Annotated in this window: 24 protein-coding genes; 12 read left to right on the top strand and 12 right to left on the bottom strand. The window is 65.2% G+C overall.

The features are described 5' to 3' along the window. Positions 1-18: 18 nt before the first annotated feature. A complete protein-coding gene (locus tag AC25M7_RS22610) occupies positions 19-945 on the bottom strand; it encodes a 4-hydroxyproline epimerase (protein ID WP_069016392.1) in 927 nt (308 codons plus the stop codon). A 23-nt stretch (positions 946-968) separates the two neighbouring features. After that, positions 969-2,585, bottom strand: a complete 1,617-nt coding sequence (locus tag AC25M7_RS22605; RefSeq protein WP_028693009.1) for an APC family permease — start codon at positions 2,583-2,585, stop codon at positions 969-971. 245 nt (positions 2,586-2,830) lie between these two features. On the opposite strand from AC25M7_RS22605, the gene AC25M7_RS22600 reads away from it, so the two are divergent. Further along, entirely contained in the window at positions 2,831-3,610 is a 780-nt protein-coding gene (locus AC25M7_RS22600) for an AraC family transcriptional regulator (protein ID WP_028693010.1), read from the top strand. On the opposite strand, the gene AC25M7_RS22595 is transcribed toward AC25M7_RS22600, so the two are convergent. Next, positions 3,598-4,485 carry a LysR family transcriptional regulator gene (locus tag AC25M7_RS22595; RefSeq protein ID WP_028693011.1) on the bottom strand — a complete coding sequence of 296 codons (888 nt, stop codon included), beginning with the start codon at positions 4,483-4,485 and terminating at the stop codon, positions 3,598-3,600. The two genes, AC25M7_RS22600 and AC25M7_RS22595, sit on opposite strands and share 13 nt — an antisense overlap. Positions 4,486-4,674: 189 nt before the next feature. On the opposite strand from AC25M7_RS22595, the gene moaB reads away from it, so the two are divergent. Beyond that, positions 4,675-5,214 carry a molybdenum cofactor biosynthesis protein B gene (moaB, locus tag AC25M7_RS22590; RefSeq protein WP_028693012.1) on the top strand — a complete coding sequence of 180 codons (540 nt, stop codon included), beginning with the start codon at positions 4,675-4,677 and terminating at the stop codon, positions 5,212-5,214. Between the two features lie 20 nt (positions 5,215-5,234). Here moaB and AC25M7_RS22585 read toward each other — a convergent pair whose 3' ends face one another. Then, positions 5,235-6,134, bottom strand: coding sequence for a bestrophin family protein (locus tag AC25M7_RS22585; protein WP_028693013.1), 900 nt, complete (start codon positions 6,132-6,134; stop codon positions 5,235-5,237). Between the two features lie 21 nt (positions 6,135-6,155). After that, positions 6,156-7,160: a GTP 3',8-cyclase MoaA gene (moaA, locus tag AC25M7_RS22580; protein WP_028693014.1), complete on the bottom strand. Its 1,005-nt coding sequence runs from the start codon at positions 7,158-7,160 to the stop codon at positions 6,156-6,158. Between the two features lie 255 nt (positions 7,161-7,415). Between moaA and AC25M7_RS22575 the strand changes: the two genes are divergently transcribed. Beyond that, entirely contained in the window at positions 7,416-9,746 is a 2,331-nt protein-coding gene (locus tag AC25M7_RS22575) for an FdhF/YdeP family oxidoreductase (protein WP_486971489.1), read from the top strand. Between the two features lie 120 nt (positions 9,747-9,866). Here the strand turns inward: AC25M7_RS22575 and AC25M7_RS22570 are convergent, their stop codons facing one another. Further along, positions 9,867-10,325 (bottom strand): Lrp/AsnC family transcriptional regulator, encoded by a 459-nt coding sequence (locus AC25M7_RS22570; protein WP_046856697.1) that lies wholly within the window; start codon positions 10,323-10,325, stop codon positions 9,867-9,869. A gap of 151 nt (positions 10,326-10,476) precedes the next feature. On the opposite strand from AC25M7_RS22570, the gene AC25M7_RS22565 reads away from it, so the two are divergent. Then, positions 10,477-11,652 (top strand): trans-sulfuration enzyme family protein, encoded by a 1,176-nt coding sequence (locus tag AC25M7_RS22565; RefSeq protein WP_062574858.1) that lies wholly within the window; start codon positions 10,477-10,479, stop codon positions 11,650-11,652. 52 nt (positions 11,653-11,704) lie between these two features. Here AC25M7_RS22565 and AC25M7_RS22560 read toward each other — a convergent pair whose 3' ends face one another. Further along, positions 11,705-11,941 carry a DUF465 domain-containing protein gene (locus AC25M7_RS22560; RefSeq protein WP_028693018.1) on the bottom strand — a complete coding sequence of 79 codons (237 nt, stop codon included), beginning with the start codon at positions 11,939-11,941 and terminating at the stop codon, positions 11,705-11,707. A gap of 116 nt (positions 11,942-12,057) precedes the next feature. On the opposite strand from AC25M7_RS22560, the gene AC25M7_RS22555 reads away from it, so the two are divergent. From AC25M7_RS22555 to AC25M7_RS22535, 5 genes are all read left to right on the top strand, one after another. Beyond that, complete coding sequence (locus AC25M7_RS22555; protein WP_213883096.1) at positions 12,058-12,423, top strand: 5-carboxymethyl-2-hydroxymuconate Delta-isomerase; 366 nt, start codon at positions 12,058-12,060, stop codon at positions 12,421-12,423. Between the two features lie 164 nt (positions 12,424-12,587). Next, complete coding sequence (locus tag AC25M7_RS22550) at positions 12,588-14,225, top strand: phosphoethanolamine transferase (protein ID WP_028693020.1); 1,638 nt, start codon at positions 12,588-12,590, stop codon at positions 14,223-14,225. A 93-nt stretch (positions 14,226-14,318) separates the two neighbouring features. Beyond that, positions 14,319-15,452: a ribonuclease D gene (rnd, locus tag AC25M7_RS22545; RefSeq protein ID WP_028693021.1), complete on the top strand. Its 1,134-nt coding sequence runs from the start codon at positions 14,319-14,321 to the stop codon at positions 15,450-15,452. Beyond that, positions 15,449-15,742, top strand: a complete 294-nt coding sequence (locus tag AC25M7_RS22540; RefSeq protein ID WP_028693022.1) for a YcgL domain-containing protein — start codon at positions 15,449-15,451, stop codon at positions 15,740-15,742. The genes rnd and AC25M7_RS22540 overlap by 4 nt, the downstream gene beginning before the upstream one ends. A 79-nt stretch (positions 15,743-15,821) precedes the next feature. Next, entirely contained in the window at positions 15,822-16,754 is a 933-nt protein-coding gene (locus tag AC25M7_RS22535) for a D-2-hydroxyacid dehydrogenase (protein WP_028693023.1), read from the top strand. Between the two features lie 81 nt (positions 16,755-16,835). On the opposite strand, the gene AC25M7_RS22530 is transcribed toward AC25M7_RS22535, so the two are convergent. Further along, the gene (locus tag AC25M7_RS22530; RefSeq protein ID WP_069016398.1) at positions 16,836-17,429 is read right to left on the bottom strand and encodes a nitroreductase family protein; all 594 of its coding nucleotides are present in this window, start codon (positions 17,427-17,429) and stop codon (positions 16,836-16,838) included. Positions 17,430-17,574: 145 nt separating this feature from the next. Between AC25M7_RS22530 and AC25M7_RS22525 the strand changes: the two genes are divergently transcribed. Then, positions 17,575-18,024 (top strand): YcgN family cysteine cluster protein, encoded by a 450-nt coding sequence (locus AC25M7_RS22525; RefSeq protein ID WP_028693025.1) that lies wholly within the window; start codon positions 17,575-17,577, stop codon positions 18,022-18,024. A 24-nt stretch (positions 18,025-18,048) separates the two neighbouring features. Next, positions 18,049-19,257 carry a M61 metallopeptidase family protein gene (locus AC25M7_RS22520; protein WP_088852718.1) on the top strand — a complete coding sequence of 403 codons (1,209 nt, stop codon included), beginning with the start codon at positions 18,049-18,051 and terminating at the stop codon, positions 19,255-19,257. Positions 19,258-19,347: 90 nt separating this feature from the next. Here AC25M7_RS22520 and AC25M7_RS22515 read toward each other — a convergent pair whose 3' ends face one another. The 3 genes from AC25M7_RS22515 to AC25M7_RS22505 form a co-directional block, all read right to left on the bottom strand. Beyond that, the gene (locus tag AC25M7_RS22515; protein ID WP_028693027.1) at positions 19,348-19,671 is read right to left on the bottom strand and encodes a YgaP-like transmembrane domain; all 324 of its coding nucleotides are present in this window, start codon (positions 19,669-19,671) and stop codon (positions 19,348-19,350) included. A gap of 1,072 nt (positions 19,672-20,743) precedes the next feature. Further along, positions 20,744-21,214, bottom strand: a complete 471-nt coding sequence (locus tag AC25M7_RS22510) for an RNA methyltransferase (protein WP_028693028.1) — start codon at positions 21,212-21,214, stop codon at positions 20,744-20,746. A gap of 73 nt (positions 21,215-21,287) precedes the next feature. Beyond that, the gene (locus tag AC25M7_RS22505) at positions 21,288-21,653 is read right to left on the bottom strand and encodes a YajD family HNH nuclease (RefSeq protein WP_023632486.1); all 366 of its coding nucleotides are present in this window, start codon (positions 21,651-21,653) and stop codon (positions 21,288-21,290) included. 132 nt (positions 21,654-21,785) lie between these two features. Between AC25M7_RS22505 and AC25M7_RS22500 the strand changes: the two genes are divergently transcribed. Continuing rightward, entirely contained in the window at positions 21,786-22,061 is a 276-nt protein-coding gene (locus AC25M7_RS22500) for a hypothetical protein (RefSeq protein ID WP_028693029.1), read from the top strand. Here the strand turns inward: AC25M7_RS22500 and AC25M7_RS22495 are convergent. After that, positions 22,058-22,531, bottom strand: a complete 474-nt coding sequence (locus AC25M7_RS22495; protein ID WP_028693030.1) for a cyclic nucleotide-binding domain-containing protein — start codon at positions 22,529-22,531, stop codon at positions 22,058-22,060. The two genes, AC25M7_RS22500 and AC25M7_RS22495, sit on opposite strands and share 4 nt — an antisense overlap. Positions 22,532-22,655: the final 124 nt, after the last annotated feature.

The following is a 22,655-nucleotide window of genomic DNA, read 5'->3' as shown; positions in this document are numbered from 1 at the left end:
AGTGGGAAATGAACGGGGTCAGATGCCCCAGGCGAACGGGTCCTGCTCGTCGATCAGCAGGGTGCTGTCGGCGGTCATGTGGGCACGGCCGGTGATGAACGGGCGAATGCGTTCGCCGTCGCGCTCGTAGCGGCCATGGAACTGGCTGCCGGTGATGCTGGCCTGGACCCAGGTCTGGCCTTCGGCGAGCTTGCCGTCGGCGGCCAGGCACGCCAGCTTGGCGCTGGTGCCGGTGCCGCAGGGCGAGCGGTCGTAGGCCTTGCCGGGGCACATGACGAAGTTGCGGCTGTCGGCGTTGGCGTCGTCGGCGAACAGTTCGACATGGTCGATCGGGGCGCCGTGTTCGCCGGTGATGCCTTGGGCCTCGAGGGTCTTGAGCAGGGTCCAGGCGTAGTCGGTGAGGGTTTCGCGGTTGTCCAGCGCGATGCGCTGGCCGTGGTCGGAAACCAGGAAGAACCAGTTGCCGCCCCAGGCGATGTCGCCGCGCACCAGGCCGTGCCCCGGCACGTCCACGGCAACCTGCCGGCGGTAGCGGTAGGACGGCACGTTGCCGACGGTGACGGATCCATCGTCATGCAGGGTGGCGCTGACCTGGCCGACCGGTGTATCGATCTTGTGCACGCCCGGCTCGATCAGGCCCAGGTGGCGTAGCGAGGCAACCAGGCCGATGGTGCCGTGGCCGCACATGTTCAGGTAGCCGGCGTTGTTGAAGAAGATCACCCCGCAGGTGGCATCCGCAGAGACCGGCGGGCAGTACAGCGCGCCCACCAGCACATCGTTGCCACGTGGCTCCAGCAGGCAGGCGCGGCGCCAGTGGTCGTGCAGCTCGCGCAGTTCGTCGCGCTGCTCGGCCATGCTGCGACCGTGCAGGGGCGGGAAACCCTTCATCACCAAGCGGGTCGGTTCGCCGCCGGTATGGGAGTCGATTACATGAACCTGTTTCATCAGCGTGTCCATTCGGTAGTGGGTCAGGAGGCGACGGCGGCGGGGTGCTGGCCGGCATGGGGTTCGCTGCCGGCTTCGCTTTCATCGTCGCCATCGAGCCGCACCAGCCGGGCCGGCACGCCAGTGGCCGCGCCCCAGTAGTAGATGCCCAGGGCAGTGGCAGCGACGATCAGGGTGTCCAGCGGATGGCCGATCACGCCCAGACCGCCGAAGCTGCCCAGCCAGGAAAGGAAAATGGTCACGGCGTAGAAGCCGATCAGCCAGGCCGACGAGCGCACCTGCTGGCCCAGCGACAGGTGTTCGGTGGGCACGAAGCGGCGGCACAGCAGGTACAGCACGAACATCACGATCTGCAGCGCCAGCAGCCAGGACACGGTGTTCCAGCCCGACCAGTAGACGATCAGCGCGGCGATGATGAACGACAGCGGGCCGAGCACGCCCATGCCTTTGACCCGGAACGGCCGGGCCATGTCGGGGGCGCTGCGGCGCAGGGCGGCGACCGAAACCGGGGCCACCGCGTAGCTGAGCACCAGGGCGGCAGAGACCACGTTGATGAGCGCTTCCCAGGACGGGAACGGCAGGGTCCAGAACACCGCCAGGCCGAAGGTCAGCCACAGCGCCGGGCGCGGGATGCCGGATTGCTCGTCGATGCGGGTGAAGTACTTGAAGAAGGTGCCGGTCTGCGCCCAGCCATAGATCACCCGTGGGGTGGCATTCATGTAGATGTTGCCGCAGCCGCTGGGCGAGATCACCGCGTCGGCCACCACCAGGTAGGCCAGCCAGCCGACGCCCAGGGCCAGGGCGATGTCACGGTAGGGCAGGGCCAGCTCCTTGGTCACTCCGGCCCAGCCGTTGGCAATCATCTCGGTCGGCACGCTGCCGAGGAACGCCAGTTGCAGCAGGGCGTAGATCGCGGTGGACAGCAGCACCGAGAGAATCAGCGCGATGGGGATGGTGCGCTGCGGGTTCTTCACCTCGCTGGCCACCGAGATGATCGGCGTGAGCCCCAGGTAGGCGAAGATGATGCCGCCGGCCGACACCGCCATTTCCACGCCGGACAGGCCGAACGGCGCGAAGCCCTGGACCTCGAAGTTCTCCGGCTTGAAGAAGGTGAACAGCACGCCGATCACCAGCAGCGGCACGATGAACTTGAACACGCTGACCAGGTTGTTGGCCTTGGCGAAGGTCTTCACGCTGCGGTAGTTGAGCAGGAAGAACAGCCCGAGCAACGCGAACTGCACCAGCCAGCCGAGCACCGTCGGGTCGCTGGAGCCGGTCTTGGTCAAGGCCGGAAACCAGGCCGCAGCGTACTGGCGCGAGGCGACCACTTCGATGGCGATCAGGCTGGAGAAGGCGATCAGGGTGATGAAGCCCATCAGGTAGCCCAGCAGCGGGCCGTGGGAGTACACCGGGTAGCGCACCACGCCACCGGCCCGCGGCAGGGCGGCGCCGAGCTCGCAGTAGACGATGCCCAGCAGCAGCACGGCGAAGCCGCCGAGGAACCAGGAGAGGATGCCGGCCGGGCCGGCGATGGCCGAGACGTGGCTGGCGGCGAACAGCCAGCCGGAGCCGAAGATGGCGCCCAGGCCGATGAAGGTGAGGTCCAGCAGGGACAGCTGTTTCTTGAATTTGCCTGACATGGTTGCGCCTTTTTGTAGGTTTTGGATAGGCAGGTCTGATGTCACGATGCGGCTTGGTCGGCCGCGCTCTTGTAGGTCGTGGGGCGGCTTGCGTGGGGCATAGAGTGGACCGATCGAGGCCGGCGTTCTTGATGGTTTTCTGCAAGGTGGGTGACGAAATCGGCATAGTCGGGCGCGAGTGCTGGCGCCCGGCGGGGGCTGCTGACTAGGCTTGCAGGGCCGCGAGAGCCACGAGGGATAACCGCATGCCCGAGCAACCATTGACTGCGCTGTACCAGCACCTTGACCAGCATCGCCCTGAATCCCTCGAAGCCTTGCTGGCCGGCGTGGTCTGGCTGCTGCCGATGCTCGACGTCCTTGCCAACGCGGCGATTTTCATCAAGGACGACCAGGCCCGTTACGTCCTGGCCAACCGCACGCTGGTCCAGCGCTGTGGCCTGAAGCACCTGGCACCCTTGCTGGGCAAGACCAGCGCCGAGGTGTTCCCGGCGCGCCTGGGCCCCGGCTATACCGAGCAGGACCGCCGGGTGCTGGAGCAGGGCCTGGTGCTGGAAGACCAGCTGGAGCTGCACCTGTACGGCAGCCGCGAACCAGGCTGGTGCCTGACCCACAAGCGTCCGTTGTACGAGCCGGCGGGGAGGATCATCGGCCTGGTGGGCATTTCGGTCGACCTGCAGTCAGCCGCCGACACCCACCCCGCCTACCAGCGTCTGGCGGCGGTGGATGCGCATATCCGCGCGCACTTCCACCAGCCGATCAGCATGGGCGAGCTGACCCGCATCGCCGGGATTTCGGTGGCGCAGCTGGAGCGTTACTGCAAACGGGTGTTCCACCTCACGCCCCGGCAGATGATTCACAAGGCCCGCCTGGAGCATGCACATCAACTGCTGCACAGCGACCTGCCGATCATCGAGGTGGCCCTGCGCTGTGGCTACACCGACCACAGCGCCTTCAGCCGGCAGTTCAGGCAGCTGACCGGTTTCACCCCGCGACAGTACCGCCAGGCGACGGCTCAGGAGGGTTGAAACAGGGCGCGGGCCTCGTCGAAACACTGCTCGGCGATGGCCGAGCGCGGCTCGCTGCGGCGCAGCAGCAGGCCGACCGGGCTGTGGATGCTGGCTTCCTGCACCGGGATGATGCGCATGTGCTGGCTGAGGTCTTCCAGGCCGCAGTCCAGTGGCATGATCGCGCAGCACACGCCGGTGCTGATCGCCTGGATCAGCTGGAAGGTCGAGTCGCTCTCGAGCACGGCATTGGGCGCAAGGCCCCGGCTGCGCAAGCTCAGGTCGAGGGACTGGCGGTAGTGCATGCCCTTGCTCAGCAGGCCCAGCGGCAGCTCGCCGAGGTCTTCCCAGCGCAGGCTGTCGGCCTCGAACTGGAAGTGCCGGGTGTCGTGCAGCAGGCCCATGGTGGTGGTGCTCAGCTCGATCACTTCGAAGAAGCTGGTGTTGACCTGGTCGAGGTAGCAGATGCCCAGGTCGAGCTGGTTGCGGCTCAGGCCATCGATCACCTGCTCGGAGCTCAATGACGACAGCTGGAAGTGCAGCTCGGGGTACTTCTCACGCAGTGGCATCAGCAGTTGCATGGGGTTGAAGCTGGCCAGCGGCACGGTGCCCAGGCGCAGGCTGCCGACCACCTGGCCGCGGCAGCTGGCGGCCTCGGCCTGCAGGCCGTCATGGGCGGCGAGCAGGGTGCGGGCCCAGGCCAGGATGCGTTCGCCGGCTTCGGTGAACCCTTCGAAGCGCTGGCCGCGCTTGACCAGCACCAGGTCCAGTTCGTCCTCGAGGTTGCGCAGGCGCATGGACAGGGTCGGCTGGGTGATGTGGCACAGCGCCGCGGCCTGGCCGAAGTGGCGGGTCTGGTCGAGGGCGATGAGAAACTTGAGCTGTTTGATGTCCATGGTGCGGCCTGGGGTTGCGGGGTGGGTAGACCTTAACCAAGAGTGAAGCACCTGGCTAATCCTTGATGAACATTCAGCCGGTCCTGCAGCAGCGATAGAAAGCGTCGATCATCCGGTACGCCCTATCGATTGGACGCTGCCGGGGCTTGTCTCTAACGTGGCCGCGAAGCCAATCCTGGAGCAAAGGCCATGAGCGTGAAACCGGACGCGGTGTTCGTACCGCTGAACATCGCGGTGCTGACCGTCAGCGACACTCGCACCTACGACACCGACACCTCCGGCGAGCTGCTGGCCAGCCGCGCCGTCGGCGTGGGCCACCGCCTGGTGGCGCGGGAGCTGCTCAAGGACGACCTGTACAAGATCCGCGCCCAGGTCGCCACCTGGATCGCCGACGACCAGGTGCAGGTGGTGCTGATCACTGGTGGCACCGGCTTCACCGGGCGCGACAGCACGCCGGAGGCGGTGGACTGCCTGCTGGACAAGCGCATCGACGGGTTTGGCGAGCTGTTCCGCGCCCTGTCGATCCTCGATATCGGCACCTCGACCGTGCAGAGCCGGGCCCTGGCCGGCCTGGCCAACGGCACCCTGGTGTGTTGCCTGCCGGGTTCGACCGGCGCCTGCCGCACGGCCTGGGAAGGCATCCTGGCCGAGCAACTGGATGCGCGGCACCGGCCGTGCAATTTCGTCGCGCACCTCAAACCAAACGGGGCCTGCGAAAGCCGAGGCTAGTGCTTTCCTGTACCGACTGTTCAGCTCAGCACATGATCCACCGGCACCAACGCCGGTGGCAGCGGCTCATGCCCCAGCGCCGACAGCACATCGCGTTCTATGGTGCGCACCAGCGCATCGGTCGGCAGATCGTTCTCGTCCCGGCCGAACGGGTCCTCCAGCTCGTTGCCGATCGCATCCAGGCCGAAGAAGGTGTAGCTGACGATGGTGGTGAACAGCGGTGCCAGCCAGCCCAGCGGTTCTGCCAGGGCAAACGGCAGCAGCAGGCAGAAGATGTAGATGGTGCGGTGCAGCAGCAGGGTGTAGGGGAACGGCAGCGGCGTGCCCTTGATCCGTTCGCAGGTGGCCTGCACGTCTGACAGGCCGGCCAGGCGCTGCTCCAGGAGCGTGTAGCGGAACTCGCTGATCGCGCCGTCCTTCGCCAAGCGTGAGCACTGGGCACCGATATCGCGCAGGATGCCGTCGCACACGTTGTGCGCGGTGATCGGCGCGCCCTCGGCCAGCCAGGTGCGCGCCAGGGGCAGCTCGTCTTCGTTGCGCAGCCGGGCATTGAGGGCATGGGCGAAGCCGCACAGGCCACGCAGCATCTGCGCGCGCAGCTGCTGATCCTCGATCGCCACGCTTTCACGCACGAACGAGCGCACCTCGATGATCATCCGTCCCCAGGCCTTGCGGCCCTCCCACCAGCGGTCGTAGCAGGCGTTGTTGCGAAAACTCATGAAGATCGACAGCGACAGCCCCAGCAGGGTGAAGGGCGTGGCGCTGACCGGGTAGAACAGCGCCGGGTAGTGCCGCTCGATCAGCACGATCAGTGCCGCCAGCAAGGTCACCGCCAGGCAGCGCAAGGCGATGCGCTGGACGATCGAGCCCTTGAGGGTGAACAGCACGCGCAGCATGTCGGGGCGTGAGTGGACGATCAAGACGGTTCCAGAGGCGGGCGATCAGCCGCCGGTCATGTTCATGAAGCGCAGGATCTGCACCTCGCCGCCCACTTCGAAGTGGTGGCGGTAGGGCTTGAGCTGCATGGCGTCGCGCAGGGTCTTTTCCAGGCGGGCGCTGTCGCCGGGGTGCTGGCGCAGGACCTGCTTGAGGTCCACCGAGTGCTCGTTACCCAGGCACAGCAGCAGGCGGCCTTCGACGGTCAGGCGCACGCGGTTGCAGGTGGCGCAGAAGTTGTGGCTGTGCGGCGAGATGAAGCCGACCCGGGTGTCGGGCGCTTCGGCCAGGCGCCAGTAGCGCGCCGGGCCCTGGGAGGACTCGGCCGACTCGACCAGGGTGAAGTGCTCGGCCAGGCGGGCGCGCACGTCGTCGCTGGAGCAGAAGGACTCGCCGCGCTCGTGCTCGCTGATGACGCCCAGGGGCATTTCTTCGATGAACGAGATGTCCAGCTCGCGGTCGATGGCGAAGCGCACCAGGTCGACGATTTCGTGGTCGTTGCGGCCCTTGAGCACCACCGCGTTGAGCTTGGTGCGGCGAAAGCCCGCGGCGCGCGCGGCGTCGATGCCCGCGATCACCTGCGTGAGGTCGCCGGTACGGGTCAGGGCGCGGAAGCGCTCGGGGTCAAGGCTGTCGAGGCTGATGTTCAGGCGCGAGACGCCGGCATCGAACAGCGGCTGGGCCAGGCGGCCGAGCTGCGAGCCATTGCTGGTCAGGCACAGTTCGCGCAGGCCGGGCAGGGCGGCGATGCGCGCGCACAGCCCGACGATGCCCTGGCGCACCAGGGGCTCGCCACCGGTCAGGCGGATCTTGCGGGTGCCCAGGGCGACGAAGCGCTCGGCGACCAGGTACAGCTCCTCGAGGCTGAGAATCTGCTGGCGCGGCAGGAACTGCATGTCTTCGGCCATGCAATAGACGCAGCGAAAGTCGCAGCGGTCGGTGACCGACATCCGCAGGTAATCGACTTTGCGGTTGAAACCGTCGATCAGGGCCTGGGGGTTCTTTTCCACGTTCACGCTCGACCTGTGCAGTGGCTGGGGGCGGCGAAAGGCCGCAGACAAGGTTCAAGCTATAACCTGCGCCCAGTGACGTCAAATTGCTTTCCCCGACCGCTCGATAAGTCTCCTCTATCACCACCGCAGGCCACGCAGCACAAGGGCTCTGCCGGGTGATCGAGACGGTTTATCACGCTGTCGTTTATTTCGATTGGACGCACTGGGAGCGGCTTCTTAGGCTGGAAAAAACACCGTGCGGAGAAGCGCAGCATGAGCCAGGACGAACACATCAGGGACTACAAGGGGCCGGCCGCCGGCTGGGGCGCGCTCAAGAGCGTGACCAAGAGCTGGCTGGGCAGCGAGAACGCCTTCAAGAACCTGCGGGCCATGCTCAAGACCAACCAGAACGGCGGTTTCGACTGCCCGGGTTGTGCCTGGGGCGAGTCGCCGGAAAGCGACATGGTCAAGTTCTGCGAGAACGGCGCCAAGGCGGTCAACTGGGAGGCCACCGGCCGCTCGGTGGATCCGGCGTTCTTCGCCCGCTACAGCGTCAGCGCCCTGCTCGAGCAGACCGACTACTGGCTCGAATACCAAGGCCGCATCACTCACCCGATGCGCTATGACGCGGCCACCGACCATTACGTCGAAACCAGCTGGGACGAGGCGTTCGCCCTGATCGCCCGGCACCTCAACGGCCTCGAATCGCCGGACCAGGCCGAGTTCTACACCTCGGGCCGGGCCAGCAACGAGGCGGCGTTCCTCTACCAGCTGTTCGTGCGCGCCTATGGCACCAACAACTTCCCCGACTGCTCGAACATGTGCCACGAGGCCAGTGGCGTGGGCATGGCCGAAACCCTCGGCGTGGGCAAGGGCACCGTGGTGTTCCATGACCTGGAGCTGGCCGATGCGATCTTTGTCATCGGCCAGAACCCCGGCACCAACCACCCGCGCATGCTCGAACCGCTGCGCGAGGCGGTCAAGCGCGGCGCCCAGGTGGTTTGCTTCAATCCGCTCAAGGAGCGGGGCCTGGAGCGATTCCAGCATCCGCAGCACCCGTTCGAGATGCTCAGCAACGGCTCCGAACCGACCAACACTGCCTATTTCCGCCCGGCGCTGGGCGGCGACATGGCGGCCATGCGCGGGATCGCCAAGTTCCTCCTGCAGTGGGAGCGCGAGGCGCAGCTCAATGATGAGCCGCCGGTGTTCGACCATGCCTTCATCGCCGAGCACACCAGTGGCGTCGAGGCCTACCTGGCCGTGGTGGACGCCACGCCCTGGGAGCATATCGTCGAGCAGTCGGACTTGAGCAAGGCCGAGATCGAGCTGGCCGCGCGCATGTACCGCAAGGCCGAGCGGGTGATCATGTGCTGGGCCATGGGCGTGACCCAGCACCGCCACTCGGTGCCGACCGTGCAGGAGATCGTCAACCTGCAGCTGCTGCGCGGCAACGTCGGCAAGCCCGGCGCCGGCCTGTCGCCGGTGCGCGGACACAGCAACGTGCAGGGCGACCGCACCATGGGCATCGACGAGAAGCCCAAGGCGGCGCTGCTCGACGCCATCGAGAAACGCTTCCAGTTCAAGGTGCCCCGCGAGCACGGCCATAACGCTGTGCTGGCGATCCAGGCCATGGAAGAGGGGCGGGCCAAGGTGTTCGTCGCCCTGGGCGGCAACTTCGCCCAGGCGACTCCGGACACCCCGCGTACCCACGCGGCGCTGCGCAACTGCGAACTGACCGTGCAGATTTCCACCAAGCTCAACCGCTCGCACCTGGTCACCGGGCGCGATGCGTTGATCCTGCCGTGCCTGGGCCGCACCGAAATCGACATCCAGGCCGAAGGGCCGCAGGGCGTCACCGTGGAAGACACCTTCAGCATGGTGCACATCTCCCATGGCCAGCTGAAGCCGCGCTCGCCGCTGCTGCGCTCGGAACCGGCCATCGTCGCCGGGATGGCCAAGGCCACCCTGGGCAACAAACCGATCGACTGGGACTACGCGATTGCCGACTACGGCCGCATCCGCGGCATGATCGCCGATGTCATCCCGGGCTTCAGCGAATTCAACGCGCGCCTGCAGCATCCCGGTGGCTTCCACCTGGGCAACAACGCCGCCGAGCGCAACTTCCGCACGGCCACCGGCAAGGCGCGCTTCACCCCCAGCCCGCTGCCGGAGCAGCTGGTCAACGCCCAGGTGCTGGCCCGTGGTGACAAGCCCGACCTGATCCTGCAGACCCTGCGTTCCCACGACCAATACAACACCACGCTGTACGGGCTGGATGACCGCTACCGTGGCGTGTTCGGCCTGCGCGAGGTGGTGTTCGTCAATGAGGCGGATATCCGTCGACTGGGCTTCGAGCCGGGCGAGGAGGTGGACCTGGTGTCGCTCTGGGAGGATGGTCGCGAGCGGCGGGTCTCGGGGTTCCGCCTGGTGGCCTATGACGTGCCGCAAGGCCAGGCGGCGGCCTACTATCCAGAGACCAACCCGCTGGTGCCGCTGGAGAGCTATGGCGAGGGGACCTACACGCCGACCTCGAAGTTCGTGGCGATCAAGCTGGAGAAGGCCAGGGCCGGAAACCGGATCGAGGCGACAATCACAACCGACTGATGTTGGTGCCAGCGTGGGAGCGGGCTTGCCCCGCGATATCCCAGTCCATGCCTACTCAAGCGGACCTGCCGACGCCATCGCGGGGCAAGCCCGCTCCCACGCCACCGCCTCCGCCCGCTCCTAGCGCCCCACCGGGTACGCCGTGGTGTACTTCATCTGCTCCATGGCAAAGCTCGAGGTGATGTTCGACAGCCCGTCGGTGCTGGTGATCAACTTCTTGTAGAAGCGGTCGTAGGCGGCAATGTCGCCCACCACCACCCGCAGCATGTAGTCCCAGTCGCCAGACATGCGGTAGACCTCCATCACCTCCTCGAACGCCGTCACCGTGGCGGCGAACTGCGCCAGCCAGGCGCTGTCGTGGCGCTGCGTCTTGAGCTGGACGAACACCGTCAGGCCCAGGCCCAGGCGCTCGGGGTCGAGCAGGGCGACGCGGCCGCGGATGTAGCCTTCCTCTTCCAATCGCTTGACCCGCTTCCAGCACGGCGTGGTGGACAGGTTGACCGCCTCGGCCAGGTCCTTGAGTGACAGCGACGCGTCGCGCTGGAGCAGGGTGAGGATATGCTGGTCGAAACTGTCCATGATGTCGTCAGGTGGGGTGGAGGAAAGTTTTCCAAGGTTAGCCGCATGCTGAGAACGTTGAAACCCTTTCAGGCGCTTCGTCGACAGCAACGTTCCGTTGGCGCCGGGGCCCGGCGGATATGAGATAGTGGCGGTTTTCCATCCTCAGTCAATGGACCCGACCATGTCCGACAAACCGCGCAATTTTGCCACCCGCACCATCCACGCCGGCGAGCAGTCCAGCGTCGCCGACAACGCCATCTTCCCGGCCATCGTCACTTCCAGCTCGTTCATCAAGCGCGGCCTGGACGACAACCCCGAATACGCCTACAGCCGGGTCAGCAACCCGACCCGGCATGCCTACGAGACCTGCGTGGCCGCACTGGAGGAGGGCGTCGGCGCGGTCGCCTGCGCCTCGGGCGTCAGCGCCACCGCCACGGTGCTCGAACTGCTGTCCAAGGACGCCCATGTGGTGGTGATGAACGGTGTCTATGGCGGCACCTTCCGCCTGCTGGAAGACTACCGTGGACGCACCTCGGGCCTGACCACCACCTATGTCGACCTCAACGACGTCGAGGCCGTGGCCGCGGCGATCCGCCCGGACACGCAACTGATCTGGATCGAGTCGCCGACCAACCCGCTGCTACACCTGGTGGACATCAAGGCGGTCTGCGACCTGGCCCGCGCCCGTGGGGTGATGACCTGCATCGACAACACCTTCTGCTCGCCCTGGAACCAGCAGCCGATCACCCTGGGCGTGGACCTGGTGATGCATTCGGCGAGCAAGTACATCGGCGGCCACTCCGACCTGACTGGCGGCGTGGTGGTGGCGGCCAATCACGAGCTGCTGGGCCGTTTGCGCAAGATCAGCATGGCGGTCGGCGCGATCCAGGGGCCGTTCGACTGCTACCTGGCGCTGCGCGGGCTGAAGACCCTCGATGTACGCATGGAGCGCCAGAGCGCCAATGCCCTGCGCGTGGCGCAGTTCCTCGAACAGCATCCGCAGGTCGAGCAGGTCTACTACCCGGGGCTGGAAAGCCATCCGCAGCATGAACTGAGCAAGCGTCAGATGCGCACCGGCGGTGCGGTGGTGGCGTTGCGCATCAAGGGAGATCGGGCCGCGGTCAACCGCCTGGTCGAGGCGCTGTCGATCTTTGTCCTGGCCGATTCGCTGGGCGGCGTGGAGAGCATGATCAACCACTCCTGGAGCATGTCGCACAACTCCCTGAGCCCGGAGCAGAAGGGCGTGATGGGGATCAGCGAGAACCTGGTGCGGTTGTCGATCGGGATCGAGGACTACCGGGATCTGATCGAGGACCTGGATGCTGCGTTGAAGGCGTCCGCGTAACGACCGCCGACGCTATCGCGGGTTTGCCCCGCGATGGCGTCAGTGAGGGGAATCAGGATTTGGGCGGATGGACGATCCGTTCGATCTTGTCCTTGAGCAGCAGGCGTTCCCTGCGCAGCAGGTTGACGGTGTCGTCGTTGGTGGCGTTGCCTTCGGCGGCCACCACTTCCTTGTCCTTGGCGTTGTATTCCTTGTGCAGCTTGTGCAGGTCCTGGTTCTTGTCGATGAGGGCCTGGAACTGGTCGGCGGTCACGTGCAGGTCTGCGAGCAAATCATGCGGAACTGGCATTTCTTCACCTCTCTCAGGGTTGGTAAACGAGCCTGAACCAAGAGGATAGTCGCCTTTGCCGCATTGCGGGACTGGGTTAGGCTGTCGCCCATCCCTGCGTAACCGGAACCTGCGCCATGCCTCACCTGAACCTGGAATACAGCGAAAACCTGCGCGAACTCAACGTCGACGTGCTGCTGCTGCGACTGAATCACGCCCTGGTCGGCAGCGGCCAGTTCGCCGAAGAGCTGGACATCAAGAGCCGTGCCCAGGCCTTCGCCCAGTATCGGGTCGGTACCGCGCCGAGCGAGCGGGCCTTCGCCCATGTGCGCCTGGCGATCCTCAGCGGACGCACGCCGCAAGTGAAACAGCAGTTGTCCAACAGCCTGCTCGAGGTACTGCGCGAAGCGATCCCCGGCCAGCCCGGTCTGGACATCCAGCTGTGCGTGGAGGTCCTGGACATCGATCGCGAGCCGTACGCCAAGCTTCGCCTGCCTGGCTGAATGGCAGCTGAATGAAAGTTGTTTAACCGATGAAAGTTGTCGACAGACTAATTGTTGGCGTCTTTTTCACAAAAAATTGATGCTAGGCTTTCTAGAGTTCGGCCAACTTTCCAACCTGCCCGTCCGGGCGCGTTGGCCGCTGATGAACTCTTATTGCGAACGCCATGCTGAAACTCAAATCCCTGCGGACCGAATGGGTCACGCTGCTGGCCAGCCTGTACCTGTTGATCGGCTTCAACACCTTGCTTTGGCAACACCTGGAGTCCATCGTGCCGCCGGGCATGGTGGGGTTGTGGCTGAGCCTGGCATTCGCCGTGCTGATGCTGTTCGCCTTCAATCTCATACTCACCTTGCTGGCGTTTCGTTATGTACTGAAGCCGGTATTGATCGTGTTGTTCATCAGTGGCGCAAGTGTCGCTTACTTCATGAATCAATATGGTGTGCTTATTGATGCCGGCATGTTCCGCAATGTCGCTGAAACCAATGTCGCGGAAGTGCGCGACCTGCTCTCGCTGAAGTTTGCCGTTTATATCCTGCTGCTGGGTGTGCTGCCGTCGCTGCTGGTATGGAAGGCCAGGATCGACTATCGCCCCTGGCACCGCGAGCTGCTGGGCAAGCTGGTGGTCAGCGGTGCCTGCGTCGCAGCCTTGGGTTCGGTAGCGCTGGTCAACTATCAGGGGTTGGCGTCGCTGTTTCGCAATCACCATGAACTGCGCCTGATGCTCACGCCGAGCAATATCGTCGGGGCTTCCATCGGCTATGTCAGCGAGCAAGTGGGCAGCGCCACCCGGCCGTTCCAGCCATATGGCGAAGATGCCCGTCGCGACAGCGCCTGGCAGCAGCACGCACGCAAGTCACTGACCGTGCTGGTGGTCGGTGAAAGTGCCCGGGCGGATAACTTCGGCCTGCTCGGCTATGCCCGCGACACCACGCCACGGCTGGCCAAGGAGCAGGGCCTGCTGAGCTTCACCGATGTCCATTCCTGCGGCACCGAGACCGCCGTGTCGGTGCCCTGCATGTTCTCCGGCATGCCGCGCAAGGACTACGACGCACGCGTGGCCAAGAACCGTGAAGGGTTGCTCGACATCCTCCAGCGCGCAGGGTTGGCGGTGCAGTGGCGTGATAACCAGTCCGGCTGCAAGGGCACCTGCGACCGGGTGCAATTTATCGATGTGAGCAACCTCAAGGACCCGGCGCTGTGCGCCAGTGGCGAGTGCCATGACGAGATCCTGCTGCAGGGCCTGGCCGAGCTGCTGGACAACCTCGACCAGGACACCGTGCTGGTGCTGCACCAGATGGGCAGCCATGGCCCCGAATACTTCAAGCGCTACCCCGCGGGCAACGAAGCATTCACCCCGGTGTGCCGCAGCAACGCCCTGAACCAGTGCAGCCAGCAGGCGATCGTCAACGGCTACGACAACACCGTGGCCTACACCGACAAGGTGCTGGCCACCCTGATCGACACCTTGCGCAGCCGGCAGGACAAGGTCGACACCGCGATGATCTATCTTTCAGACCATGGCGAATCGCTGGGCGAGTACAACCTGTTCCTGCACGGCACGCCCTACATGATCGCGCCGGACCAGCAAAAGCACGTGCCGCTGCTGGCCTGGTTCTCCGACAGCTACCGCCAGGATTTCGGCCTGGACACCGAATGCCTGGGCAAGCTGCGTGATGCGCCGCTGTCCCAGGACAACCTGTTCCACTCGATGCTCGGGCTGTTGCAGGTGCGCACCGAGGTCTACCAGCGATCGCTGGACATGTTCGCCAGCTGCCGGCCGTGGCTGGCGGCCAAACGCTGAGCGGTCGACCGCCCGGCACCATGGATGGCGCGAGGTTTCACCCCCAGGGGCCGCGCCGTATATACTGCGCGCCAATGTTAGTGGGAGAGCCTCGTGGCCATCGAAATACACTGGATCCGTGACGACCAGAACCTGGCCGAACACTGCCGAAGCTGGCGCGAACAGCCCTTCGTGGCCCTCGACACCGAATTCATGCGGGTCGACACCTTCTACCCAAAGGCCGGCCTGATCCAGATCGGTGTCGGCCAGTGCGCCTACCTCATCGACCCCCTGCTGATCCGCGACTGGCAGCCGCTGGCCGGGCTGCTCGAGGACAGCGGCGTGGTCAAGGTGCTGCATGCCTGCAGCGAAGACCTGGAAGTGCTGCTACGCCTGACCGGCAAGCTACCCCAGCCGTTGTTCGACACCCAGCTGGCCGCCGGCTACCTGAACATCGGTTTCTCCATGGGCTATTCGCGCCTGGTGCAAGAGGTGCTGGGGCTCGAGCTGCCCAAGGGCGAGACCCGCTCCGACTGGCTGCAGCGCCCGCTGTCCGACACTCAGGTGAGCTACGCCGCCGAGGACGCCGTGCACCTGGCCGAGCTGTTCGATGCCCTGCGCCCGCGCCTGTCGGATGACAAGTACGCCTGGGTGCTGGAAGACGGCGCCGAACTGGTCGCCGCGCTGCGCCGTGAAGTCGAGCCCGAAACCCTGTACCGCGACGTCAAGCTGGCCTGGAAGCTCGGTCGCCAGCAACTGGCGGTGCTCCGTGAACTGTGCGCCTGGCGCGAACGTGAGGCCCGCAGCCGCGATGTGCCGCGTAACCGCATCCTCAAGGAACACTCGCTGTGGCCCATGGCCAGGAGCCAGCCCGACAGCCCGTCGGCACTGGCGAAAATCGAAGAGATGCACCCGCGCACCATCCGCCAGGACGGTGAGCAGCTGATCCAGCTGATCAAGCGTGCCGCCAGCCAGCCGCAGGAGCAATGGCCAGAGCCGCTGCCCGAGCCGCTGCCGATCGAAGCCGCCGGCATCCTCAAGCGCCTGCGCGCCATCGGCCAGGCCGAGGGTGAGCGGCTGGGCATCGCCCCGGAACTGATGCTGCGCAAGAAAGCCCTCGAAGCCCTGCTCAAGAGCGGCTACCCCGACGGTCCCTATCAACTGCCCGATTCGCTGCGCGGCTGGCGTCGCGAACGCATGGGCCAGGCCCTGCTGGACGACCTGGCGGGCGCCGGAGATTCCCGATGAAACGTATCTGCTCGATCTACAAGAGCCCACGCAAGAATGAAATGTACCTCTACGTGCTCAAGGCCGAGGGCCTGGAGCGTGTGCCGGAGGCGCTGCTGCCATTCTTCGGCAAGCCGGTGCATGCTTTCGACCTGGTGCTGACGCCTGAGCGCACACTGGCCCGCGAGGACATCGCCAAGGTGCTGGAGAACCTCGACAAGCAGGGCTACCACCTGCAGATGCCACCGCCGGAAGACGACTACATCGAGCACTTGCCCGAAGAGCTGCTGCGTCGCAACGACCCGGCCTGACCCAGGCGCGCTCGGTTCCCTTTCTACCTGCGGCCCGCCTGGCGGGCCGCTTCCGTTGTTTGCCAAGGTTGTGTGTCACATGCGCGTTCTGATCGCTGAACAGGATCATGCCAACTATGCTCGCCTGCTGGGCGAAGCGGCACCGGACCTGGAAGTCCTGACCAGCGGCGACTCCGCCGAACTGGCACGCCTGGCCCCCGATTGCCCGGTGTGGCTGGGCCAGCCGGACCTGCTGGCCAGTCTGTTGCGCCAGGGCCACAAGCCTCGCTGGATGCAGTCGACCTGGGCCGGGATCACCCCGTTGCTGGCCGACGGCCTGCCACGCGACTACCGCCTGACCCGGGCGGTGGGCATCTTCGGCCAGGTGATGGCCGAGTACATGCTCACCTACATGCTCGGCCATGAGCGCGATGTGCTGTCGCGACTGGTCAGCCAGGTCGAGCGGCGCTGGGATGACCGCCCGGGGCGGACCCTGGAAGGGCGGCGGGTGCTGATCGTCGGTACCGGCGATATCGGCCAGCGGGTGGCCGAGTTCCTCGTGCCGTTCGGTGTCATCCTGCACGGTGTGGCCAGCAGCGCCCGCAAGCAGGCGCCCTTCGTCGAAGTGGCGGGCCTCGACCAGCTGCCGCGCCTGGTCGGCCAGGCCGACTACGTGCTCAACCTGCTGCCCGATACCCCGGCCACCCATGACCTGTACGATGCGGCGCTGTTCAAGTGCTTCCGGCCCAGTGCCTTGTTCATCAATGCCGGGCGTGGCGTGGCGGTAGTCGATGCCGATCTGGTCGAAGCGCTCAAGCAGGGCCATCTGGCTGGCGCGGTGATCGATGTCTGCCGCCAGGAACCATTGCCCCAGCGCCATCCGTTCTGGACCGCCTGGGGACTGCTGCTGACCGGGCACAGCTCAGCGCCGACCTCGCCGGCGGCGATGGTGCGGTTGTTCGTGGAGAATGCGCGGGCCTATGCGGTGGAGCAGGCCCTGCGGGGCGAGGTGGATTTCGCGAGGGGTTACTGAAAGAGGTTTGCCTGATGCGACCTCATCGCGGGGCAAGCCCGTTTCCACGGGCACCTGCCTCGCGATGAGGCGATCACAACCTTAGAGGCTGAACTCACCTTCGGCCGCCAGCTCGCTCAGCGGTCGGCGCGGGCTCGGCACTTCGCGGGCCTGCAGGCCTTCGGCCAGGGTCGCCTTGTCGCCCAGCTTGCCGATCGCCACCATCGCATGCAGCGCGTAGCCCTCGGGGATCTTCAGCTCGCTGCGCGCCAGGTCCTGGTCGAAGCCGGCCATGCCATGGCTGTGCCAGCCGCTGATGCTCGCCTGCAGCGCCAGATGGCCCCAGGCTGAGCCGGTGTCGAAGGTGTGCCACAGCGCAGGCTTTTCTTCATCGGAGCCGGGCGCTGCGAAGGTGGTCTTGGAGAGGATCAGCACCAGCGCCGAAGCGTGCTGCGCCCAGCTGCGGTTGAACTCGTTGAGGATGCCCAGGTAGCGTTCCCAGCTCGGCGTGTCGCGGCGGGCGTAGAGGAAGCGCCACGGCTGCGAGTTGTAGGCCGACGGAGCCCAGCGCGCGGCCTCGAGGAAGCTCAGCAAGGTTTCCTGGCTGATCGGCTCGGCGGTGAAGGCGCGGGGCGACCAGCGATTGATGAACTGCTCGTTGATGGCATAGTCGGCGATGCGTGGGGTGGCGCTCATGGGTGCTCCTGCAAGGGCGGGGGAAAATACCGCACGCTACTGCGTCCGGTGAGCACTGACAAGCGGTCTGGCGTTGCCGCCGGACTGCCTCTAGACTGGCGCCGCCGCGCGCCGCGGCTTGACGTTGACTGCAGGAAACCGTGTGATGATCGCCGATACCGCGCCCTTCTGGCGGCGCAAGACCCTCGACCAGCTCGATGACCAGGAATGGGAGTCGCTCTGCGACGGCTGCGGCCTGTGCTGTCTGCAGAAACTTGAGGACGAGGAAGACAACAGCGTCTATTACACGAGTATCGCCTGCAAGCTGCTGGACCTGCAGACGTGCCAGTGCAGCGACTACCCCAATCGCTTCGAGCACGTCCCCGACTGCATCCAGCTGACCCCCGGCAAGGCCGACCAGTTCAAGTGGCTGCCGCCCACCTGCGGTTACCGCCTGGTCAGCGAGGGACAGGACCTGCCGGCCTGGCACCACCTGGTCAGCGGTGATCGCCAGCAGGTGCACGAGCAGCGCATTTCCCGGTCGGGGCGCATGCTCAGCGAGAACGATGTGGATGAAGACGACTGGGAAGACCATCTGATCTTCCGCGCAGGTTGAGTGTCCGGGAAACAAGGAGTTTTTATGCGTCGCCTGTTGTTGCTGGTTGTCGGCCTGCTGGCCAGTTCGCAGGTCCTGGCGAAGAAGGTCGACCTCGATTACCAGGTGCGCCTGCTGCCGCAGAGCGGCCAGGCCGAGGTGCGCCTGACCCTGGCCGACGGCAGTGCGGTGCGCAGCCTGGACTTCGACTTGGGCAAGCCTGGTGCCTACAGCGACTTTCTCGCCGATGGCCAGTGGCAGGTGCAGAACGGACGTGGCGTCTGGCACCCGGCGGCGGGCAAGACCAGCCTCAGCTACCGCGTGCTGCTCGACCAGCAACCCCGTGGCGGCGCCCATGAGGCGCGCATCACGCCGCACTGGGCGCTGTTCCGTGGTGACCAGCTGGTGCCGCCGGCGCGCCTCGACCAGCAGGATGGCACCGAGCTGGTCTCGCGGCTGACCTTCGACCTGCCGACGGGCTGGAAAAGCGTCGAAACCGCCTGGCCACGTATCGGCCGGCAGAAATTTCGCATCGACGATGTGTCGCGGCTGTTCGACCGGCCCACCGGCTGGATGCTCGCCGGCAACCTGGGCAGTCGTCGGGCGCGCCTGGGCGTCACAGAGGTGACCGTGGCCGCGCCGCAAGGCCAGGGCATGCGGCGCATGGACACGCTGACCCTGCTGACCTTTATCTGGCCGCAGTTGCAGGCGGTGTTCCCGCGCAACCCACCGAAGCTGCTGCTGGTCGGTGCCCGTGACGAGATGTGGCGGGGCGTGCTGGCCGGCAACAACTCGCTGTATCTGCACAGCACGCGCCCGCTGGTCAGCGAGAACGGCACCAGCCCGGTGCTGCGTGAATTGGTGCAGCTGTTCGCCCAGATCAACGATCGCGACGGCAGCGACTGGCTGGGCGAGAGCCTGGCCGACTATTACGCCACCGAGCTGCTGCGCCGCGCTGGTGGCATGAGCGATGATCGCTACGAGGCGCTGCAGGCCCGTCAGCACAAGCTGGCTGCCAAGGTGAACCACCTCAAGGGCGCCAAGGCCGATGCCGCGCAGGTGGCCCGTGGCGTGCTGCTGCTGCAGGCGCTGGATCGCGAGATCCGCCTGCACCACCACGACAAGCGCTCGCTGGACGACGTCGCCCGTGCGCTGATGCGCCTGTCGAGCGTCAGCACCGAGGAGTTCGTGCAGATCAGCGAGAACGTGCTGGGGCGGCAGTCCGAAGCATTGCAAAGCAAGGTATTACGCTAAGCGCAGGATCTATCGCGGCAAGCCCGTTCCCACGGCCCCGGACATCATTTTGAACGCGGGCTCGTGGAAGCGGGCTTGCCCGCGATGCTTTCAACCGCCAGTCACCGTCGCGGTACGGGTCGCCGCCTCGGCGCTGGCCTTCAGCGCCTTGAGCTCGGCAGCGCCTCGTTCTATGTCGCGATGCAGGCGCAGGTATTCGGCGCGATGCCGCAACCACCATGCCTTGGTCGAGCAATGCCCGCTCACGCCACGGGCCAGCGCCAAGCCGCCTACGGCAACCTGCAACATCCCCAGCAGGCCACCGTGGCGCAGCCCCTTGCTGATCATCAACGCGCCCCCAGCCAGGGAGCTGACGCGCTCCAGGCCGTGGACATTATGTTTCGGTGCGTCCGTTGTCCAATGGATATCGTGCATTGCCAGGTCTCCTCAGGTGGGTGATATCCAGCAGACTTTGACCAGCGTGCAAGCGTTCAGTGTAATTTCCCGCGTGGTTGACCCGGTCAACTTCGAGGCTATCCTGAGCAAGGTGGGTTTATAACATTTGGGTGTGGGTGCCGTTGGCGAGCATGTTGGTTGTAATTAAAATTTTGATCAGCGTATTTAATCAGTCGTGACATGGTTTGGCTGCCGTGGCTGAACGACTGTGGAGAACTTCTAAGTCTCGATGTTGCTGTTGCTGTTGCTGTTGCTGTTGCTGTTGCTGGTGTTCTTTTGCTTTTGCTTCTAAGCGCGCGGTAGGTCAGGCAACACCAATTGCGACTTCAGGAGGCCGAACGCAGGGCTTGCGGAGGGAGGTGACGGGCATGGATGCCCGTCAAGCGCTGCGCCCCAGGATGGGGCGTTCAGCGCGGTCCTCCCGGGAGCAAGTCCGGAGTGAGGGGACCCCGGAGCGAAGCGTAGGGGCCGGATGAATGGAGCGAGGATTTTTTGGTTCCTTTTTGATCCTTCAAAAAGGGACCCGCCGTAAGGGCGGAAAGGTGACTATGCGTCACCATCGCAAATGAATGCGCATATAACTTTCAAAACTCATGCTCTAAAAGTCAAAGTCAAAGTCAAAGTCAAAGTCAAAGTCAAAGTCAAAGTCAAAGTCGGTCGGCGCTGGTTTTAATGGTTGTAAGTGCATTCGTTTGCGATGTCGACGCATAGTCACCTTTTCGCCCTTACGGCGAGTTCCTTTTTGAAGGATCAAAAAGGAACCAAAAAATCCTCGCTCCATTCATCCGGCCCTGCGCTTCGCTCCGGGTCCCCTCACTCCGGCCTTGCTCCCGGGAGGACCGCGCTGCAGGGCCCATCCTGGGCCCCAGCGCTTGACGGGCATCCATGCCCGTCACCTCCCTCCGCAAGGCCTGCGTTCGGCCTCCTGAAGTCGCAATTTGTGTCGCCTGGAATATCGCGCGCTTAGAAGCCAAAGCAAAAGCACAACGGCTTCGCCGCGTAGACGCCAGGCTTGCACGGGAGCCGGATTGAGGGGCGCAAGGCGTGATGGCTACTTGAACTTCGGCCCCGAGCGGGTGTTCAAGCCTTTGGCCATGCGGTCGTACAGCACCACATTCACCGTCGCCGCCAGGTTCATGCAGCCTTCTGTCGGGATGTAGATCGTCTCTTCGCACCAGCCGCGCACGTCTTCGCTCAACGAGCCATCCTCTGGCCCGAAGATGTAGATCGCCCGGTCCGGGTGGGTGTACTCAGGCAATGGCCGTGCGCCTTCCACCAGCTCCACGGCCACCGGGGTGCAGCCCAGGGGAATGATGCGCTGCAGGTCGTCGATGCCGATCAGCGGGATGTCGTAGTGCACGCGCTTGGTATCGGTGACGAAGTCGCGGGCGCGCTCATAACGCTTGCCGGTGTAGAACACCGAGTTGACGCCATAGCAGCCCGCGGCGCGCATCACCGAGCCTACGTTTTCCGCGGATTTGGGGTTGAACAGGCCGATGCAGCTGTACCGTTTGTTCGCCACGTGTCGGGGCCCTTCGTAAAAAAAGAGCGCGATTATACGGGCTTGCCGGCACGCCGGGGGCGCGAATCGACGTTCAGTCCTTCTTCATCAGCGCGGCCAGGCCGGCGAACGGGTTGTGTGTGGCCACGGCGACTTTCGGCGTGCTCAGCGAACCTTCGCTGAAATACTGCTGGTCGGTGTAGCGGGCGTGCTCGTTGTCGTGGCAGTACAGGCACAGCAACTCCCAGTTGGAGCCGTCCTGGGGGTTGTTGTCGTGGTTATGGTCGCGGTGGTGCACGGTCAGTTCCGACAGGCGTTTGCCGGAGAACTCGCGGGTGCAACGGCCGCAGACGTGGGGATACATCTTCAGCGCCTTGTCGCGGTAGCCCATTTCCTTGTCGCGCTTGGCGTCGGCGAGGATGCGGTCGAGACGGGCGGTGGCGTCGGAGGTGGAGCTCATGGTGTTACCTTTTTTCTGATCAGGGCAATGACGGTTATGCCGTTGAGTCTAGCGCGCCTGTGGGCCGGGCGGACAGGCAAAATCGCGCCATTGGGCGTAGCCTGTAGGGAGGTTTCTGACAGGAGGCTGCCGATGTTGCATGCGATCCTCGCCGCGTTGTTGCTTGGCGCTGTATCCACGGCCGACGCCGCGGGCCAGCAACGGCCGCTCACGACGGTTCCCGGGGCGCCCGGGACCGCGACGCCGACCCCTTACCCGCAGATCACCCCGAGCACGCCGCCCAAGGCCGGCGCCAACCGGCCGGGCGCGCCGCTGTTGCCGCCAATGCCGCTGCCGGGGCCACCCAAGGACCAGCCGTTGCCCGGGCTGAGCCAGGACCCGCCGAAACCGCCTGACAAGGGCCGCTAGACTTGCTGCGCCAGGCGCTGGCCATCCTGCATGCGCAGGCGTTTTGACAAGGCCACGGCGAGGGCGCGGATGATCCGTGCGGCGATGCGCGGCGCTTCGTTGAGCATCTTTTCCAGCGCGTCCTTGCCCAGGGTCAGCAGCTGGCAGTCGCTGGCGGCCACGCAGGTGGCCGAGCGGCGTTCGCCGTCGAGCACGGCCATCTCGCCGAAGGCCCGGCCCTTGCGCAGGGTGGCGATCTCCACCTGGGCGCCGTTGCCGTCGGTCTTGCGCACCGAGACCACGCCGCGATGGAGGATGCACATGAAGGTGCCGGCGTCGCCTTCGCTGAACAGGGTCTGGCCCTGGGCCACGGCGGCGAGGCTGAAGTAGCCGGCGGCGGCGAGGAAGTCACCGGGCTGCAGGGTGTCGAACAGGCCGCAGTCCATGAGCATGTCGCGGATTTCGGCGTTCAGGTGCTGGGTGTCGGGCATGTGTTGTTCTTCTTCGAATGTCTGGAAAGCGCCACATACTGCTGGGTAAGTAGTGAGGCAGCGGGCTTGACCCGCGATCAGGTTCGACCAGGCGATGACGCTGCCTGGTCTGTCCTCATCGCGG

The sequence above is a fragment of the Pseudomonas sp. P106(2024) genome (assembly GCF_057480815.1).
The sequence above is the reverse complement of the archived record's forward strand: the minus strand, read 5'-3'. Positions and strand labels throughout refer to the sequence as shown.

Coding starts and splice junctions, on each gene's coding strand:
- AC25M7_RS22610 (WP_069016392.1), bottom strand. CDS start 945: ATGAAACAGGTTCATGTAATCGACTCCCATACCGGCGGCGAACCGACC.
- AC25M7_RS22605 (WP_028693009.1), bottom strand. CDS start 2,585: ATGTCAGGCAAATTCAAGAAACAGCTGTCCCTGCTGGACCTCACCTTC.
- AC25M7_RS22600 (WP_028693010.1), top strand. CDS start 2,831: ATGCCCGAGCAACCATTGACTGCGCTGTACCAGCACCTTGACCAGCAT.
- AC25M7_RS22595 (WP_028693011.1), bottom strand. CDS start 4,485: ATGGACATCAAACAGCTCAAGTTTCTCATCGCCCTCGACCAGACCCGC.
- moaB (WP_028693012.1), top strand. CDS start 4,675: ATGAGCGTGAAACCGGACGCGGTGTTCGTACCGCTGAACATCGCGGTG.
- AC25M7_RS22575 (WP_486971489.1), top strand. CDS start 7,416: ATGAGCCAGGACGAACACATCAGGGACTACAAGGGGCCGGCCGCCGGC.
- AC25M7_RS22570 (WP_046856697.1), bottom strand. CDS start 10,325: ATGGACAGTTTCGACCAGCATATCCTCACCCTGCTCCAGCGCGACGCG.
- AC25M7_RS22565 (WP_062574858.1), top strand. CDS start 10,477: ATGGACCCGACCATGTCCGACAAACCGCGCAATTTTGCCACCCGCACC.
- AC25M7_RS22560 (WP_028693018.1), bottom strand. CDS start 11,941: ATGCCAGTTCCGCATGATTTGCTCGCAGACCTGCACGTGACCGCCGAC.
- AC25M7_RS22555 (WP_213883096.1), top strand. CDS start 12,058: ATGCCTCACCTGAACCTGGAATACAGCGAAAACCTGCGCGAACTCAAC.
- AC25M7_RS22550 (WP_028693020.1), top strand. CDS start 12,588: ATGCTGAAACTCAAATCCCTGCGGACCGAATGGGTCACGCTGCTGGCC.
- AC25M7_RS22540 (WP_028693022.1), top strand. CDS start 15,449: ATGAAACGTATCTGCTCGATCTACAAGAGCCCACGCAAGAATGAAATG.
- AC25M7_RS22535 (WP_028693023.1), top strand. CDS start 15,822: ATGCGCGTTCTGATCGCTGAACAGGATCATGCCAACTATGCTCGCCTG.
- AC25M7_RS22530 (WP_069016398.1), bottom strand. CDS start 17,429: ATGAGCGCCACCCCACGCATCGCCGACTATGCCATCAACGAGCAGTTC.
- AC25M7_RS22525 (WP_028693025.1), top strand. CDS start 17,575: ATGATCGCCGATACCGCGCCCTTCTGGCGGCGCAAGACCCTCGACCAG.
- AC25M7_RS22520 (WP_088852718.1), top strand. CDS start 18,049: ATGCGTCGCCTGTTGTTGCTGGTTGTCGGCCTGCTGGCCAGTTCGCAG.
- AC25M7_RS22515 (WP_028693027.1), bottom strand. CDS start 19,671: ATGCACGATATCCATTGGACAACGGACGCACCGAAACATAATGTCCAC.
- AC25M7_RS22505 (WP_023632486.1), bottom strand. CDS start 21,653: ATGAGCTCCACCTCCGACGCCACCGCCCGTCTCGACCGCATCCTCGCC.
- AC25M7_RS22500 (WP_028693029.1), top strand. CDS start 21,786: ATGTTGCATGCGATCCTCGCCGCGTTGTTGCTTGGCGCTGTATCCACG.
- AC25M7_RS22495 (WP_028693030.1), bottom strand. CDS start 22,531: ATGCCCGACACCCAGCACCTGAACGCCGAAATCCGCGACATGCTCATG.